Raw genomic sequence first — 17,800 nt, forward strand, 5'->3', positions numbered from 1 at the left:
AGGAGGAACTATGCAGGCGCATGACGAACAGGAAGACAGCCGGGAGCTCGAAGAAGAAAAAAGGCTGGAGACTATAATACCTGCAATGCTGGAGACTTGCAGACAGTTAAAAGCAGCCAGAGAGCTGGTCAAAGAAAGCCTTATAGAGGAGTTTCATGTGAAGGAAGAATTCGCGGATGTGATTTTGAAGGATTACCGTGTATCAGAAGAGGAGAGCACGGAGAAATGAATACATGTAAAAAACCAATGCTGGAAAAGGCCTGGGTGGTCTGCGGGCTTGCCGTTCTGTGCAATGCACTCTGGGGAAGCGCGTTTCCAAGTATAAAAATCGGATACAAACTGTTTGAGATACCGGGGGACAGCCCGGCGTCGCAGATTTTATTTGCCGGTATGCGTTTTGCCCTGGCGGGGCTGCTGGCTGTGGTATTCGGCAGCATTCTTCAGAGAAAGGTGCTGGTGCCAAAGAGAAGGTCATGGGGTAAGATCGTGAAGCTCTCCGTGTTTCAGACAATCCTGCAGTATGTGTTTTTCTATCTGGGGCTGGCCCATACCACGGGGGTGAAAGGCTCTATTATAACGGCATCCAATACATTTTTAAGCATACTGGTTGCCAGCCTGATCTTTCACCAGGAGAAACTGACAGGGAAGAAGATTGCGGCCTGTATCGTGGGATTTGCCGGAGTCGTGCTGGTGAATCTAAACGGCAGCGGCATGGGGGCAGGGCTTAAAATAAACGGCGAAGGATTCCTGCTGGTATCTGTCACTGCCTATGCCTTTGCGTCCAGTCTGCTGAAAATATATTCACGGGATGAGGACCCTGTGGTTTTAAGCGGATATCAGTTTATGATCGGCGGTCTGGTCATGATGGTATGCGGTTTTGGCCTTGGAGGGCGCATTCATACGGTTTCCATGCAGGGAGTGGTTATGCTGGTGTATCTGGCACTGATCTCTTCTGTGGCATTTTCCGTGTGGGGGATTTTGCTGAAGCACCATCCGGTGTCCAGAATCGCTATTTTCGGATTTACCAATCCCGTGTTTGGGGTTATCCTCTCCTCGGTCTTTCTGCACGAGCAGAATCAGGCGGAAGGGTGGAAGATCGTCACGGCGCTGCTGCTGGTATGCGCAGGTATTTTCCTGCTGAATTACCAGAAGGCGGAGAAGCTGGAAGTAAAAGCATCGGCCAATTGACCGGGAGATACAGGCACATCTGTATGCAGCAGGATTTGCTGTGTACAGATGTGCCTGTTGTAACTGCTGAGGAATCAGGTCATGTCCCGGGATTCTTTTCGGTACTGGCGGGCGCTTTTATTGTAATATTTCCGGAATGCTGCGGAGAAATGTTCCACGGAGGAATAGCCCAGTTCCTCCGCGATGGAGGAAATGCTGCGGTCTGAATAGGTGAGCAGGATAGAGGCAGCCGACATGCGGGCGTCTCCTTTTTTCTGCAGAAATGTTTTGCCGTAGATGTCCTGCATAAGCCGTTCTGTCTGCCGGCATCCAAGTCCCAGCCGTTCGGCAAGCTGTTCCAGTGTGAGAACCGGATAGTCGTACAGAAAGGATTCCTCTATGATAAAATCCTGGGCTTCCGCCGGTGTTGCGGGCTTAAAGTGGTGGAGGGCTTTTTTTCCGCCCTGGTAGTTGCGTATCATCTGTACGATCAACTGCCGCAGCAGTGTTTCCACGTAGACGGTATACCCGGTTTTCTGCTCCTTTAATTCACGGAAAAGCAGCTCCAGTGTGTTTTTTATCTGACAGTTATCCTGGCCGATCCAGAAGGTTTTCTCTGTAAACAGGCGGTCCAGGTCATCTGTTTTTTTCTCTCCGGATGAAGTGCGGCGCAGCCTCAGGTAAATACAGTAATCCACCATGGGATCTCCCTGTACGGAAATCTGGGCATGGGCCACGTGGGGGCCGGCCATGTACAGGGTGTTGGGGGTGATCTCGTATGTCTTTTCCCCTACTGTTATGTATCCGCGGCCGGATGCCACATAGTGGATCTCATAGCTGTTGTCCCCGTGGCTGTGGCTGGGAATGATGCGGTGCAGGTGCTCGTAAGCGATGTTAAGCGTGCGGAACCGGGTGCTGCCTATGGTGAAGTTGATATCCAGATTATTGTATTGGATAAACATATTTTTCTCTCCTGTATGAAAGCTTCTGACAATTTAGCTGACGGAATCGTTACAGGTCCTCTATAAAATGGACGGGATACTGTTCCCAGTATTTTTTATAAACACGGTCATTTTGTCCGTCAAAATTAAGCTGATACATGCGGAAGGTAACAGGGATATTTTTTGGCTGCCACTGTTCCTCGTAGGAATACTGATATATCATTCCCAGTTTTTTCATGACCTCCCCGCTCCTGGGATTTTTTATGTCATGGGTTGCGGTGATGAAAGGCATGCCGGAATTCCTCAGTTCTTCCACTACCGCCCGGCCGGCTTCTGTTATGATGCCCTTATGCCAGAAGTCTTTTCGCAGGCCATAGCCGAAATCATGGCTTTCGCTGCTGCTTACCTGGACATAACCGATGGGAATGTGATCAGTCTTTAAGCAGACTGCATACCGGTACCCAAAGGGTTCCTGATATGTGTCCAGGTACTGCTTCTGTATATAGGCATTGGCCTCCTCCATGGTTTTCAGCGGGAACATGGGAAGAAAGGTATTTACCTCCTCATCACTTAGGATTTGATAAAGTGCCCGGGCATCATCCTGGGTAAATCTTCGGAGAATCAGCCGCTGAGTTTCAATTGTGGGAGTATTCATCCAAATGTCCTCCTTTAATAACTGTTACGCAATTATATCACGCATGGAGGAAAAATGATATAGATATTGAATATATCAGAAATTCAGATTATTATATATAATAAAAAAACTACTGAGACAGGCAAAGGAGGATTATGAGAACGAAACATAGAAAGGCAGACCTGGTATTACGGTTTTTCCAGGGCTCCAAAAAGTATTTTCTGGTGGCAGTGCTGGCCTCGCTGGTCACGACCGGATTAAATTCCCTGACACCACAGATTTTCCGGTTTACCGTGGACTCTGTGCTGGGCGGGGATAAATATAAATATTTGTCCAAGCATCTGTGGATCATGGCGCTGATGCTGGTGGGAGTGGCACTTTTCTCCGGAGCGGCACTTTTTTTGAGCCGTGCGTATACCGCGAAGGCGGGAGAAAATTTTGCGAAGAACATGAGAGACGCGCTGTTTTCCCATGTACAGAGACTTCCGATGGAATGGCATGACAGACACCAGACAGGAGATATCATACAGCGCTGCACCTCAGATGTGGAGGTGATCCGTAACTTTGTGGTAACACAGCTTTTGGAAGTGTTCCGTACGGTTTTCCTGGTGACAGTTTCCTTTGGGATGATGTTTTCCATGAATGTGAAGCTGTCCCTGGTAGTTCTGTGCTTTGTGCCTGTGGTTGCACTGTACTCCACCATTTTTTACCGCCTGATCGCCGGCCGTTTTACAACAGCAGACGAGGCGGAAGGGGAGCTCTCCACAGTGGTGCAGGAGAATGCCACGGGAGTCCGGGTGGTAAGGGCTTTCGGAAGAGAAAAGTTCGAGATGGAACGCATTTATGAGAAGAATAATGCATTTGCAGATCTGTGGATCAAGCTGGGAACACTGTCCGGGCTTTACTGGGGAATCGGTGACCTGATCACCGGTCTGCAGGTGGTTGCCGTGATCGTGCTGGGGGCTGCGGAGGCTGTGCATGGCAATATCTCCGTAGGTGAATTTATTGCATTCGCTTCCTACAATACGACACTTGTCTGGCCTATCCGCGGGCTGGGCCGTATCCTCTCTGATATGAGTAAGGCAGGGGTTTCCTTTGAGCGTGTGGACTATATCATACGGGCAGAGGAAGAGGAGTATCAGGATAGAAAAGAGTATGAAAACCAGCATGAAGACCAGAGATTTGATATTGTATTTTCCCACGTAAATTATGGTTACAAGGATGGAAAAGAAGTGCTGTCGGATGTGACATTCTCTGTTCCACAGGGCAGTACACTGGGCATCCTGGGTGGAACCGGAAGCGGAAAATCCACGATCATGCAGTTGTTAAACCGGCTGTATGAGCTGGAGGAAGGGCAGGGAAATATCACTCTGGGCGGTAAAAATATCAGGGAAATCCCCTTGGAATGGATAAGAAAGAATGTGGGAATGGTACTTCAGGAGCCGTTCCTTTATTCCAGGACGATCAAAGAAAATATAGCGGCTTCTGTGCCGGAGGCCTCCTTTGAGGAGATCAGGCAGGCAGCCAGGATTGCCTGTATTGATGACGCCATTATGAATTTTCCGGACGGATACGATACGCTGGTCGGTGAGCGGGGCGTAACCCTGTCTGGAGGCCAGCGGCAGAGGATCGCTATAGCCAGAATGCTCCTGCAGAAGGCGCCTGTCATGATATTTGATGACTCTCTTTCCGCGGTTGACTCCCAGACAGACTCCAGGATCAGGAAGGCGCTTCTGGATAACAGAAGAGATGCCACGGTGATCCTCATCTCCCACAGGGTGACGACATTGATGAGCGCTGACAGAATCATGGTGCTTAATCAGGGAAAAATTGAGGAGATGGGAACGCATCAGGAGCTGATCGGACAGCAGGGAATTTACAGAAAGATTTATGACATTCAGATGAGCCAGGATGACAGAATGCAGATGGAGGTGTAAAATGGCGGCATACGAAGAACAGGATTATAACAAACCCTTCAGCTTTAAAACATGGGCTAAAATGCTGCCCTTTTTTAAGCCTTATACGAAATTTTTTGCCATTACCATTGGCCTGAACCTGATTCTTGCAGGGATAGATGTGCTGGTTCCTCTGTTTCAAAGTTATGCGATTGACCATTTTATCGCGCTGAACACGTTAAAGGGACTGCATATCTTTGCTTTGGTCTATACAGCCATGATCGTGACCCAGACGGTATCCGTGTATATCTCTGTCCACGCGGCCACCACCATTGAGATGAATGTGGGGAAGGACTTGAAAAAGGCGCAGTTTGAGCATCTGCAGACATTGTCCTTTTCCTATTATAATACAACTCCGGTGGGATATATCCATGCCAGGGTCATGAGTGATACCCTGAAGATTGCGGGCATGATCGCCTGGGGACTGGTGGATATGTTCTGGGCGTTTATCTATGTGATCAGTGTGTTTGTGATCATGTTTATGCTCAACTGGAAACTGGCGCTGATCATTATGCTGATCGTACCCTGCATTGCGGTTCTGACTGTTTATTTCCAGAATAAGATCCTTCACTGGAACAGGCGGGTGCGGAAGGTCAATTCCCAGATCACCAGCGCATACAACGAAGGGATCACAGGGGTAAGGACTTCAAAAAGTATGGTGATCGAGGAGGATAACCAGAAAAATTTCCGCAGCATTACCAGGAATATGCACCAGGCGGCGACCAAATCTGCCATGTTAAACGCGGTGTATATTCCTACCATATTATTCTTCAGTTCTGTTGCCGCGGCTATTGTGCTGGCAAGAGGAGGATATATGGTGCAGAGCCAGGTGATGCAGCTTGGAACCCTTTCCGTATTTATATCCTATGCGGTGGTTATTTTTGAGCCTATCCAGCAGCTCGCCCGTCTTCTGGCAGATCTGATATCCTGTCAGGCCAGTATTGAGCGTGTGATGGATCTGTTAGAACAGCAGCCCAACGTGACGGATACGCTTGAGGTAGAGGAAAAATACGGGGATATGTTCCACGCAAAGAAAGAGAACTGGGAGAGGATAGAAGGGGATATTGTCTTTGAAGATGTATCTTTCCGGTATCCGGACGGAAAAGAATATGTGCTGGAACATTTTAATCTGCATGTGCCTGCAGGCATGAATGTAGCGATCGTGGGGGAAACAGGGGCAGGAAAATCCACGCTGGTAAATCTGCTTGGCAGGTTTTTTGAACCCACAAAAGGGCGTATCCTCATTGACGGGAAGGATTACCGGGAGCGGTCTCAGCTCTGGCTCCACAGCCAGATCGGCTATGTGCTGCAGAACCCCCATCTGTTTTCCGGCACGCTCTACGACAATATCCGGTACGGGCGCCTGGAGGCTACAGACGAGGAGGTCAGGGAGGCAGCCAGGAAGGTTTCGGCTGATATTGTTGCAGGAAAACTGGAAAAAGGATACGAGAGCGATGTGGGGGAGAGCGGAGGCAGACTGTCCACAGGCGAGAAACAGCTTATATCGTTTGCCCGGGCAATCCTGGCAAACCCAAGTATATTTGTACTGGATGAGGCCACATCCTCCATTGACACTCAGACGGAACAGTTGATACAGGAGGCCACAGACCAGCTTCTGAAGGGCCACACTTCCTTTGTCATTGCCCACAGGCTTTCCACCATCCGCCAGGCGGATCTGATCCTGGTGGTGAAGGACGGTAAGATCATTGAGGAGGGCAGCCACAGAGAACTGCTGAGGCAGAAAGGGTATTATTATGACCTGTACTCCAGGCAGTTTGAGGAGGAATCCGCCATGCAGATTTTGGCTGGGGAAAAAGGAATTTGATAGAAATCCCGCCGGCTTGTATAGTAAAAGCCGGCGGGTATTTTATTTCCGCAGATGAGTCTTTTATGCTTATTTGCTGAACAGAACCGTCTGGTTACGGCCGTTTTGTTTTGCCTGATACAGCGCTCGGTCTGCCTCGGAGATGGCAGTTTCCAAAAGGCCCGGTTCCCATGATTCGTGAAAAGAGACGCCCACACTTACTGTAACGGAAGTTCCGGCTTTGATGGGACCGGGAATTTGAACAGAGGCGACCGATTTACGAATCTGTTCTGTTTTTTCCATTATAACGTCAGAGGAAAGCCCGGTTATCACAAGAACAAACTCTTCACCACCGTATCTGACAGCATGGAAATTATCATCTTCTGCGCAGGAGGATAAGACAGAGGCAACTGCCTGCAGGCACAAATCTCCCTGCTGATGGCCGTAACGGTCATTATACTGTTTAAAAAAGTCAATGTCCAGCAGTAAAACAGCCAGGGAGCCCATGTGGATACCATATTTCTCCAGGGGTGATCTCACGGATTCCTCCAGATAGCGCCGGTTGCCGAGGCCGGTCAGAGTGTCCGTCATGGACAGCAGGTCCAGTTTTTCATTGGCAGCTTCCAACTGCCGGTTTTTCTGGTCAATGATGATCTTGTCATAAATGCCGGTCAAACGTGCGTGGTACATACGATAAGCATAGACAATGGATAACACACAGATAAAAATGCTGTTTACCAATGTGCTGAATACATTTTCCTGCCCGTAAGGAGTCCCGAGCACCAGGCAGTTGGTCAGGATGCATGTGAAAATAAGCAGGATGCTTAAAATAAAAGGCGGCACTATAAGAAAAGCAGCCATCATAGGAAGAAAGGAGCAATATACAATAATGCTCACATCCCCCAGTGCATCCAGATAGGAAATGCATCCAATCCACAGAGAAAGCAGTACGCCGAAAGATATACAGAGTCTGGAATGCAGCCGCCAGTTATCTTTGGCGCGTCTGTGGAGAGACAGAAGCACAAGCAGTCCTGCACACAGTACCGTATAGGCTATGACATAGCGAAGCCTGCGAAAGCTGTAAAAAATACTGCCGGGACGAAAAGTAAAGACTAGAATCATAAAGATCTGCGTAATCAGCATGACCCAGGCAATTACCCGCTCGGATTTATAATTTAGAGAAACCATTCCCAGTTCCAACTGGTCCCGGTATTTTTCTTCATAAGGAAAGTAAATGAGAGAATGTAACTTGTCTTTTAACATATTTAATCCTTTATGCAGACGTATGATGATGGATACTTCCATATTATATAATAAATTGTAATGAAAAGCAAAATAAAAAAATATCTGCAGCCGGCATATATGCCTGTCCTGCCATTATGAAAGTCATTGCCAACAGAGATTGAGGTGATGACTTTTTTTGGTGGATTTCAATTATATTATAATATGGAGGAGTTTCGCAGCCGTATACTTTTTATTTCACCGCAAAAGTGATTTGTTAACAATGAGTGGTAAAAAGTGGTCTGAATCCGTAAATCACAGCCACGGAAGACTCAGAAGGTCAAGGAGGTCAAAATGCCCAGAAAAGGTGAAAACATCAGGAAAAGAAAAGACGGCCGTTGGGAAGCGCGTTATATGAAAGGGCGTGATATGGACGGTAAAATCAGGTATGGATATCTGTATGGCAAGTCGTATAAAGAGGTTAAAGATAAGAAAATAAAAATCATATCAGAGTTCCCGCCCTTTTTTTCATATGGCGGCCAGCCATCCGCACTGCCGGAAGATGACAGAATCCGTACAGTCAGTATACATTGGAAGAACCATATCCGTTATACCGTAAAAGAAAGCACGTATTCCAATTACGGAGAAATACTGAATAATCATATACTGCCTGTATTAGGGGATATGCAGATCAGGAAATTTACAAACCGCACCCTGTTAAATTTTGTCCAGCAGGAACTGGAAAGAGGGATGTCCTATGGAAGTATACATGTGATTATGGGAGTGCTGAAGAATATACTGCGTTATGGGCAGGAACAGGGGTGCCTTCCTGCCGAACTCCTGAAATTTCCCCGGATTCCCGCCGGTGGTAAAGAAATACGAATCATGAGTAAAGAGGATTTCAGGAAACTGGATGCCTGCCTGAGTGAAGGTACGGATCCGTTTACTTTCGGTATCCTTTTATGTATGTATACAGGCATACGTGTGGGTGAGCTCTGTGGGCTGAAATGGGAGGACATAGACTTTGAAGACTGCAAAATATACATCCGCCGGACAGTTACACGTGTAAAGAATCTGGATATGACCATAGAAGAGGGAAAAAGGGAGTGTCCGCGGACACGGCTTAACATCGGCACGCCGAAAACTTCAACCTCCATACGGGAGATCCCTCTTCCCGACCGCCTGCAGTCTATGGGAAAAGCGTTGAAGAAGAACGGAAGTTTCTTTCTTCTGACAGGAACGGAGAACTGTGCGGAGCCGCGCACAGTGCAGCGAAGATATGCAGCTCTTTTGAAAAAATGTCAGATACCACACATAAAAATACATTCCCTTCGCCATCAGTTCTCCTGCCGCTGGATAGAACAGGGCTTTGATACGAAATCCCTGTCAGAGATTTTGGGACATACTTCCGTAAAGACAACGCTGGATCTTTATGTTCATATACAGGCTGATATAAAGAGGGAATATATGAACCGGCTCACAACACCCTGAGATAAAAGGATAATGGTCGATTGAATGGTCAGGAGCATTTTTCGACAAAATTCTGCAAGATAAAACATCTGCATGACAAAATAAAAGATTCTGACTTTTAAGCCCACATGCTAAAATACATAAAAATACAACCAGGGAAAGGAGAAAAGTATGTACAAACAACAAGATGAGTCTGCAGATGTCATTTATTACAATGGTAAAATCTACACCATGGATCAGAATATGACAATTGTTCAGTCATTTGCTGTAAAGGGACAATATCTCATAGATACCGGGACCTTTGATGAAATGAAGCAGTATGGAAATTCTGATACAAAATATGTGAATCTGAACAGAGCCTGTGTGATACCGGGACTGATAGAGGGGCATACCCATCTGCTGAAATTCGGTGAAGTATCTATGCAGATTGATTGTTTTTGGAAGCAAAAAGAAGAAATTTTTCAGCAGCTCCGCGAAAAAGCAGATACGCTGTGTCCGGGGGAATGGATTCAAAGTGATTTCGGTTGGAACAACGAGGTATGGGAGGACAAAAGTTATCCCACAAAGGAAGAGCTTGACGCAGTGGTACCGGACAATCCGGTATCGCTGGGAAGATGTGACGGACATATGCTCTGGCTGAACTCAAAAGCTTTGAAACTGGCAGGAATCACAAAGGATACACCAAATCCCCAGGGCGGGGAAATCCTGAAAAGAGAGGATGGGGAACTGTTGGGATGTGTCAGCGATAACGCCTGTAAATTGGTAGTTGATAAAATCCCGCCGCTCACAGAGAAGCAAATGGAGGAGGCACTGCTCTGTGCCCAGAATGAGTCCTTTAAGCTGGGATTTACTTCGGTTATGGCCATGAATGTGATATCCAGCCATATCCGCTGTATGAAAAAGCTTTTTGAAGAGGACAGGCTGCAGCTGCGGATCAGCGGAGCTCTGGGGGCACTGCCGGGTGAAGTGGATGATCTGTCGTGGAAGAGTTATTACAAGACAGGCCCGGAGATTGGACTGTATGAGAAACATCTTTCAATCCGTGCGGTGAAATATTTTGCAGACGGTTCTTTTGGGTCACAGAGTGCTGCATTGTATGAAGATTACACGGACAGGCCCGGATACAGGGGAAAATTAAATCATTCAGATGAAGAGTTATATGCCCTGGTCAAGGAGGCATACAGCCATGGGTTCCAGGTCATCACTCATGCCATTGGGGACAGAGCAAACAGACAGGTCATAGATACTTATGAGAAAGTGCTGGGTGAAAATTCCAGTGCGGACCACAGATTCAGGATTGAACATTTCCAGTTGGTGACAGAGGAGGATGTGGACCGAATCAGAAAACTGGGTATTCTTCCGGGGATGCAGGCCATCCATGCCCCGAGAAGCGCTCCCATGGCAGAACGCCGTATCGGAAAAGAGAGGGCAGCACGTTCATATGCCAGCGGAATGCCATGGAAAAAAGGAGTGAAAGTCATAGGCGGATCTGACTCGCCGTCCTCCCCGGCCAATCCTTTCTGGGGAATTTATGCAGCGGTGACAAGGAAAGACCAGGATGGAAATCCGGAGGGCGGATGGTTTTCCGAAAACTGTATCTCCAGGGAGGCAGCCCTTAGGACTTATACCGACTGGGCCGCTTTTGGACAGTTCGAGGAGAATATAAAAGGCACCATTGAAAAAGGAAAGCTGGCTGACTTTGTAATATTGGACAGGGATATTATGGAGTGTCCTGTGGATGAAATAAAGGACATTTGTGTTTTAAAAACAGTTTTGGGTGGTAAATGTGTTTATGAACACATTTAAATAACAGTTTATATGGAAAACGGAGGAGGAAAAAATGGTAACAGGACCTTTATTAATTGTTATATTTATCGTCTCACTGGCATTTTTGCTGGTGACGATCATTAAGTTTAAATTGAATGCATTCGTATCATTGATCATCACATCATTTCTTACCGCTTTGCTTGTCAGAATGCCTTTTGGAGATATTACGTCCGCAGTGGCAGATGGATTTTCCGGAACCATAGGCGGTATAGGAATTGTAACCGGTATGGGTGTCATGCTGGGAATGCTGCTTTTTGAATCAGGGGGAATCAACGCCATTGCAGACAAAATGATTCATCTGTTCGGGGAAAAGAACTCTCCGGCGGGACTTGGAATCGCGGCATATTTTGCGGGGATACCTGTATTTGGGGATGTGGTCACGGTTTTGTTTTCCACTATGGTCAGAGCTTTGTCCAGGAAGACAAATATCAGCCGTCTGTCATTTGTCTCCTGCTATGCGGTTGCAGCTTCCATAACCGCGGCGTGTGTAATTCCCACAGCTGGGCCTCTTGCAGTCTGTGAAAATATGGAGTTGAATATCGGGGTCTTCTTTGTGTATTCCACTCTGGCTGGCCTTGTTGGATTTTTGACCGGTGGTATTTTATGGGGAAAATATCTGGACCGTAAGGAAAAGAAAAGCGGATATGTGAGGGTTCTGGATGAATTTGAACTGGAAGAACAAAAAACTATGGAAAAAGAAGAGAGCAGCGATAAGAAAATCTCTTTCGGAGCAGCGATGCTGATACTTCTGATACCAATTCTGATGATCGTGATTGGCAGCTTTGCATCGGTACTTCTCCCGGAAAACAATGGGGCAGTTCCGTATCTGGCCTTTATCGGAAATAAGAATCTGGCTATGGCAGTGGGCGTATTATGTGCCATGTTGATCGCAAAACCTTATATCAAAGGAAGTATGAGTGAGATCATGGGGCGCGGCCTGGATCAGGTGGGTATGATTCTGCTGATTACAGGTGCAGGCGGAGCGTTCGGAAAGGTAATTCAGCTGACAGGTATCGGAGATTATATGGCTCAGGTATTTGGAAATCTCCACATTCCTGTGCTTATACTGGGATTTGCGCTGGCACAGATCATCCGCTTGGCTCAGGGGTCGACCACAGTGGCCATCACAACTACTTCAGCAATCCTTTATTCAACAGTTATTGCAGCAGGTACTTCGCCTATACTGGCAGCAGTTGCCATCTGTGCAGGGGGAGTGGGTCTGTCTCTTCCGAATGATTCCGGGTTCTGGTCAATCAGCAAATTCAACAGAATCAGTATACCGGAGACCTTCCGCTGCTGGACCGTGGGCGGATTTTTGGGCGGACTTGGTATACTGGGAGCGGTACTTATATTGTCTTTATTCCAGAATGTACTTCCCGGCTTGCTTTAAAAAAGAAACCAGATTCAGAGGAAACTGCTGTATCTGCAGAAACAGCAGAAAAAGAAATGAAAATCACAACATAGATAATCGCCTCCCCGGCCTTTTCCGTGTAGACTAAAGGCAAACGATACGGGGAGGTGATAAAATGGACAAAGCAGGAAAACAGCAGATATGGGGGAGCCTGGGGCTTTTGACCGCCACATTGCTGTGGGGATTTTCTTTTGTGGTGGTAAAGGATTCCACGGAATCCATTCCCGTTCTCTATCTGCTGGCGCTGCGCTATCTGATCGCCTCTGTGGGGATGGCAGTTTTTTTACTTTGCAGGAAATCTTTACCGGCGGGGATACCTTTACCTGTTATAAAACAGGGTATGGTATTGGGAGCCCTGTTGTTTGTCAGCCAGTTTTTTCAGACATTGGGATGCAAGTATACGACAGCAGGCAAAAATGCATTCATCACAACTATATACGTGATTCTTGTACCGTTTTTATATTGGTGGATAGAAAAAAGACGCCCGGACAGAAAATGTGTTGCCGCTGCTTTCATCGCAATTTTGGGCATTGGCCTTTTATCCATACGAGGGGATCTGACGGTTCAAACCGGAGACTTTCTGACCGTCATATGCGGCGCAGGTCTTGCTTTGCATATTATATTTGTAGATAAATATACAAGGAAAACCGACCCTGTGGTACTGACGGCCCTGCAGTTTTTCTTTGCAAACCTCATTTCCTGGCTCTGCATCCTGGCAGGGCAGATACCGTTTCCGATGCAGGTATTTGAACCGGGGATGGCCGGGAAAATGTTGTATCTTGGAATCTTCAGTACTATGGCAGGGTTTCTTTTGCAGATTGTATGCCAGAAACGGATAAATCCGAATGTGGCATCCGTCCTTCTGACGACAGAAGCAGTGTTCGGAATGCTGTTTTCCGTATTACTTCTGCATGAGAGGTTTACGGCGCGTATGTTTGCAGGGTGCGTATGTATGCTTGCGGCTGTGCTCATTTCGGAATTAAAAGCACAATAATGGATTGAATATTTATTTTAAAGGTGTCTGCCGGAATTTCCGGCAGGCATCTTTTTACGTGATGGATAACCGAGCCGCAGTTCGATTCGTTCCTTTGGTATTTCTGCTCCTTCTTGCAGGTAAAACAACAATGACAGGATAAGAAATGTAGTGAACAAGAATAATAATCGTTTTACAACGCATTTTCCGGTATTCTGATATCAAGAAAAAAACAACACAACCAAAAAAGGAGAATGCACTATGTTAAACAAATTAAGAGAAAAGCTTAACGAAGGAAAAGCAACCGTCAACACCAGAATCTGGAGCACATGGCCCACGATCGTGGAGGCTGCAGCCTCAACCGGAAACTTTGATTACTTTGAATTCCTGGCAGAGTATGCACCGTTCTCTTTCAATGATCTTGAGAATTTTGTCAGGACATGTGAACTGTACAACACAGGCTCCATGATCAAAGTGGATTTCCAGAACCGGTTCTATGTGGCACAGAAAGCGGCGGCCTGTGGTTTCCAGGCAATCCTGTTCACAGACCACGAGACACCGGAGCAGGTGAAAGAGACCATTGAAAAATTACTGCCGAAGACACCGGAGGACAACGGCAAATTCGGATATCCCAATGCAAGATGGATCAACTACCATCCGGAATTAAAACAGATGGACTATGCGGCCATGAACCGCAGCCTTGTAAAAGCTTTTATGATCGAAAAGAAAGAGGCAATGGACAACATTGAAGAGATCTGCTCCATTCCCGGTGTGGATATGGTTCAGTTCGGACCTTCCGATTACTGCATGAGCAGAGGATGGAACTGTGCGGACCACAAAGAGGAGGTGCAGGCAGAGCACGAGAGAATGATCAGGACCGCTTTAAAACACGGAGTGCAGCCAAGAGTGGAGATCGCCACCCTTGAAGACGCAGAATATTACAGAAATATGGGAGTAAAACATTTCTGCATCCTGGATCAGATGGACATCCTCATGGCAGCCTGGACCGGTACCTGTAAGGATGTAAAAGATATGGCAGACGCCATCAAATAAGCAGTCTTAGGAAGGGAGAGATACAGATGAAGATTGTAGTATTAGACGGCTACACATTGAATCCCGGAGATCTGGACTGGAAAGGGATGGAAGCTTTTGGGCAGGTCACAGTCTATGACAGGACATCCCTGACGGATGTACAGGAGATCATTGACAGAATCGGTGATGCAGAGGTGGTCTACACAAATAAAACCCCGCTTCCGAGAGAGGTATTCGATGCATGCAGCAGCATCAGATTCGTAGGTGTACTGGCTACCGGGTACAACGTGGTGGATGTTGCCGCTGCAAAAGAAAAGGGAATCCCCGTTTCCAATATTCCAACATACGGCACTGCGGCTGTGGGACAGTTTGCCATTGCCATGCTGCTGGAAATCTGTCATCATGTGGCGCACCACAGTGACGCAGTCCACGAGGGGCGCTGGGAGAACAATGCGGACTGGTGTTTCTGGGATTATCCCCTGATCGAGCTTGCAGGCAAAACCATGGGAGTGATTGGTTTTGGCCGTATAGGGCAGGCCACAGGGCGCATTGCGAAAGCTCTTGGTATGCAGGTGATCGCCAATGATGAATATCCCAACAAATCCGGGGAAGAGATCGCAGAGTACGTCACAGTGGAAGAACTGTATGCACGTGCGGACGTGATCGCCCTGCACTGCCCGCTCTTTCCAAGTACAGAGGGAATGATCAACAGAGAAAGTATTGCAAAGATGAAAGACGGTGTAATTATCTTAAATAATTCCAGAGGACCGTTAATTGTGGAACAGGACCTGGCGGATGCTCTGAATACAGGAAAGGTTTATGCCGCAGGCCTGGATGTGGTGTCCACAGAACCCATAAAAGGCAATAACCCGCTGCTGAAGGCAAAGAACTGTATCATAACCCCGCACATTTCCTGGGCCCCGAAAGAGAGCAGAAGCAGGCTTATGAATATTGCCGTGGACAATTTGAAAGCCTTTACAGACGGCAGCCCTGTAAACGTAGTGAACCCATAACTTTAGAATTAATGAATGTGAAAAAGGAGAAATAAAAATGTCAATGTTAGATAAGATCATCATCATGCTGACCCATAATGATAAAACCGTGCCAAACGCAATTGAAATTTTTGAGGAAAACAAAGATCTTCCCATCCAGTATTGGGGATTCAAGGACGTTGGAATGGAACCTGAAAAAATGAAAGTGCTCTGCACAAAGATGAGAGAAGCCGGCAAGACTTCTTTTCTGGAAGTGGTGTCATACAGTGAAGAAGAATGTATGAGAGGTGCAAAACTGGCAGTGGAATGCGGCTTTGACTATCTCTTAGGCACTTTATACTATGACAGTGTAGCTGAGTATGTAAAAAAACAGGGATTAAAATACTGCCCGTTTGCAGGAAAGGTATCAAAGAGCCCCAGCATTTTGGAGGGAACTGTGGAGGAGATGCTTGCGCAGGAGGCAGCATTTGCGGAAAAGGGTGTATTCGGAACAGACCTGTTAGGATACCGCTATGTGGACGGAGATCCCACAGAACTCTCCGCAGAGTATATCCGCAAAGCAAAAACACCCGTCGTCCTGGCCGGAAGTATCGGCTCAGAGGAGAGGATGGAACTTGTAAAGGAGATGAATCCCTGGTGTTTTACCATGGGAAGCGCACTGTTTACAAAGAATTTTGTAAAGGAAGGGTCATTCAGGGATAATCTGGTGTATGTTGTTGGATTTTTAAAATATTTAGGAATAGAGGACGCTGTCGCTTAATGGCAAAGCAGGCGTAAGAACAAACGGTTCGCGGTAAATGACTGCGGACCGTTTAGTTTATAAAGAAATAAGCAGTTCCATAGTCTGTACTGCATTTTCTTTCCTCCATTACAGTGAAAAAAATTTCTGGCTCGTTCCGGTACGCGCCGGATCAACAGCAGGATTAGGATAAAGTGATGAAAACAGATGGAAAATCAAAAAGATACTATACAGAATGACAAGAAAAGAAACCCCGTGTGCAAGATATATTATAGAATTTGACACAAGTTTCCTGTATTCTATTATTACATTGAAGTGCTTGAAACAGTGACAGGGAAGGAGTGGATAAAATGCCCGGGGGATGAAAAAACATGCAGATGAATCAGAAGATATATGGTAACTGTTTCTAACCGTCCAGACAGGTCTGCGCAATTCCTGCGCTGACCGTATGAGAAGACAGCGGTATCAGGCATCGGATTATCGCAAAGAGGTTTTCGGCAGTTGGAAAGGTTCTGTAAGCCGGTATCCGGAAGAGGACGGGACCATTACAAATAAAAAAGAAAGAAGGAAATCAGATTATGAAGATGAGAAAAGTAATAGTATTTGCAGCAGTAACAGCATTGGCGGCAGGCATGATGTCCGGCTGCGGCGGCAGCGGCCAAAACAAGACAAGCGGAAGTGAAGTGAAAGCAGCGGGAGCGGAACAACAGAGCGGAAAAAAGATAACGCTTAAATTCGCGCACTCTATTCCCAGTGACAGCGTCATATCCAAGGACATCGAGACATTTGCAGAGAAAGTGAATGAGCGGTGTGACGGAAGACTGGAGATTCAGGTCTTTGCGGATTCTGTTATGGGTGATGACGACGCGGTCATTGAACAGATTGGAAGAGGAAGCTACATGATGAATTATGTGGACCCTGCCCTGCTGAAGGATTACTGTCCGGATTATGCCATCATGTTTGCCCCTTACCTGTATGATGACGTGTCTGAAATTAAGGAACTGGCATTTTCGGAATTCGGTGAAGATCTGGCACAGAAGTGTGCAGATGCAGGCATCACAGTCCTTGACAACATGAGCGGTTACTACGGAACCCGACAGACCATTGCAACGCATTCGGTTGCTGACCTGAGTGAGATGAAGGGTGTGAAATTCCGTGTGCCGAGTACCCCGCTTCAGATCGAGATGGTAAAGGCCATGGGCGCAAGCCCTACAACCGTTGCTTTTTCAGAGGTTTACACAGCCCTGCAGCAGGGAGTCTGTGATGCCATGGAAAATCCGCTTTCCCTGATTTACGCTGCGAAATTCCAGGAGGTTGCCAAACACGTGACCATGACATCTCATATTATAGCACCGGATGGAATCATCATATCCACAGATGTGTACAAGAGCCTGGATGAGGATCTGCAGACGATTCTGAAAGAGGAAGCCGTCAGCTTTGCCGAGTACACCACAGAGCACGTGCTTGCGGACGAAGAGGCGATCAAAGAAAAAATGGAGGCAGAGGGCGTAGAATTCCACGAAGCTGACACAGAAGCCTTTAAGGAAGCCTGCCAGGTTGTATATACGAAATTCCCGGAATGGTCGGAAGGTTTGTATGACAGAGCGAAAAAAGCGTTAGGCCATGAATAGACA

General features: G+C 46.9%; 15 protein-coding genes. 12 read left to right on the plus strand and 3 right to left on the minus strand.

Going from position 1 to position 17,800, the window contains the following annotated elements:
• Positions 1-10 precede the first annotated feature (10 nt).
• On the plus strand, positions 11-229 hold the full coding sequence (locus MUB35_RS08220) for a hypothetical protein (RefSeq protein ID WP_033143563.1): 219 nt from the start codon (positions 11-13) through the stop codon (positions 227-229).
• Positions 226-1,188 (plus strand): DMT family transporter, encoded by a 963-nt coding sequence (locus MUB35_RS08225; RefSeq protein WP_033143562.1) that lies wholly within the window; start codon positions 226-228, stop codon positions 1,186-1,188. The genes MUB35_RS08220 and MUB35_RS08225 overlap by 4 nt, the downstream gene beginning before the upstream one ends.
• A gap of 74 nt (positions 1,189-1,262) precedes the next feature.
• On the opposite strand, the gene MUB35_RS08230 is transcribed toward MUB35_RS08225, so the two are convergent.
• Both MUB35_RS08230 and MUB35_RS08235 read right to left on the minus strand, forming a co-directional pair.
• On the minus strand, positions 1,263-2,129 hold the full coding sequence (locus MUB35_RS08230) for an AraC family transcriptional regulator (RefSeq protein WP_033143561.1): 867 nt from the start codon (positions 2,127-2,129) through the stop codon (positions 1,263-1,265).
• Between the two features lie 49 nt (positions 2,130-2,178).
• A complete protein-coding gene (locus MUB35_RS08235; RefSeq protein ID WP_033143560.1) occupies positions 2,179-2,763 on the minus strand; it encodes a GNAT family N-acetyltransferase in 585 nt (194 codons plus the stop codon).
• A 134-nt stretch (positions 2,764-2,897) separates the two neighbouring features.
• Between MUB35_RS08235 and MUB35_RS08240 the strand changes: the two genes are divergently transcribed.
• The gene (locus MUB35_RS08240) at positions 2,898-4,679 is read left to right on the plus strand and encodes an ABC transporter ATP-binding protein (protein WP_244806039.1); all 1,782 of its coding nucleotides are present in this window, start codon (positions 2,898-2,900) and stop codon (positions 4,677-4,679) included.
• 1 nt (position 4,680) lies between these two features.
• On the plus strand, positions 4,681-6,522 hold the full coding sequence (locus MUB35_RS08245; RefSeq protein WP_244806040.1) for an ABC transporter ATP-binding protein: 1,842 nt from the start codon (positions 4,681-4,683) through the stop codon (positions 6,520-6,522).
• Positions 6,523-6,591: 69 nt separating this feature from the next.
• Here MUB35_RS08245 and MUB35_RS08250 read toward each other — a convergent pair whose 3' ends face one another.
• Positions 6,592-7,764 carry a GGDEF domain-containing protein gene (locus tag MUB35_RS08250; protein WP_033143616.1) on the minus strand — a complete coding sequence of 391 codons (1,173 nt, stop codon included), beginning with the start codon at positions 7,762-7,764 and terminating at the stop codon, positions 6,592-6,594.
• A 312-nt stretch (positions 7,765-8,076) separates the two neighbouring features.
• Between MUB35_RS08250 and MUB35_RS08255 the strand changes: the two genes are divergently transcribed.
• From MUB35_RS08255 to MUB35_RS08290, 8 genes are all read left to right on the plus strand, one after another.
• Positions 8,077-9,213 carry a tyrosine-type recombinase/integrase gene (locus tag MUB35_RS08255; protein WP_033143617.1) on the plus strand — a complete coding sequence of 379 codons (1,137 nt, stop codon included), beginning with the start codon at positions 8,077-8,079 and terminating at the stop codon, positions 9,211-9,213.
• A 150-nt stretch (positions 9,214-9,363) separates the two neighbouring features.
• Positions 9,364-10,998 (plus strand): amidohydrolase, encoded by a 1,635-nt coding sequence (locus tag MUB35_RS08260; RefSeq protein ID WP_052099706.1) that lies wholly within the window; start codon positions 9,364-9,366, stop codon positions 10,996-10,998.
• A gap of 34 nt (positions 10,999-11,032) precedes the next feature.
• On the plus strand, positions 11,033-12,409 hold the full coding sequence (locus MUB35_RS08265; RefSeq protein WP_033143618.1) for a GntP family permease: 1,377 nt from the start codon (positions 11,033-11,035) through the stop codon (positions 12,407-12,409).
• 136 nt (positions 12,410-12,545) lie between these two features.
• Positions 12,546-13,424 (plus strand): DMT family transporter, encoded by an 879-nt coding sequence (locus MUB35_RS08270; protein ID WP_033143619.1) that lies wholly within the window; start codon positions 12,546-12,548, stop codon positions 13,422-13,424.
• 240 nt (positions 13,425-13,664) lie between these two features.
• The gene (locus MUB35_RS08275) at positions 13,665-14,456 is read left to right on the plus strand and encodes an HpcH/HpaI aldolase family protein (RefSeq protein WP_033143620.1); all 792 of its coding nucleotides are present in this window, start codon (positions 13,665-13,667) and stop codon (positions 14,454-14,456) included.
• Between the two features lie 26 nt (positions 14,457-14,482).
• Positions 14,483-15,448 (plus strand): D-2-hydroxyacid dehydrogenase, encoded by a 966-nt coding sequence (locus tag MUB35_RS08280; protein ID WP_033143621.1) that lies wholly within the window; start codon positions 14,483-14,485, stop codon positions 15,446-15,448.
• Between the two features lie 37 nt (positions 15,449-15,485).
• Positions 15,486-16,187, plus strand: a complete 702-nt coding sequence (locus tag MUB35_RS08285) for a hypothetical protein (protein ID WP_052099707.1) — start codon at positions 15,486-15,488, stop codon at positions 16,185-16,187.
• A 557-nt stretch (positions 16,188-16,744) separates the two neighbouring features.
• On the plus strand, positions 16,745-17,797 hold the full coding sequence (locus tag MUB35_RS08290) for a DctP family TRAP transporter solute-binding subunit (protein WP_033143622.1): 1,053 nt from the start codon (positions 16,745-16,747) through the stop codon (positions 17,795-17,797).
• The last annotated feature ends 3 nt before the right edge of the window (positions 17,798-17,800 follow it).

This window comes from Blautia sp. NSJ-175, from assembly GCF_022867815.1.
GTDB classification, from domain to species: Bacteria; Bacillota; Clostridia; order Lachnospirales; family Lachnospiraceae; genus Blautia; species Blautia celeris.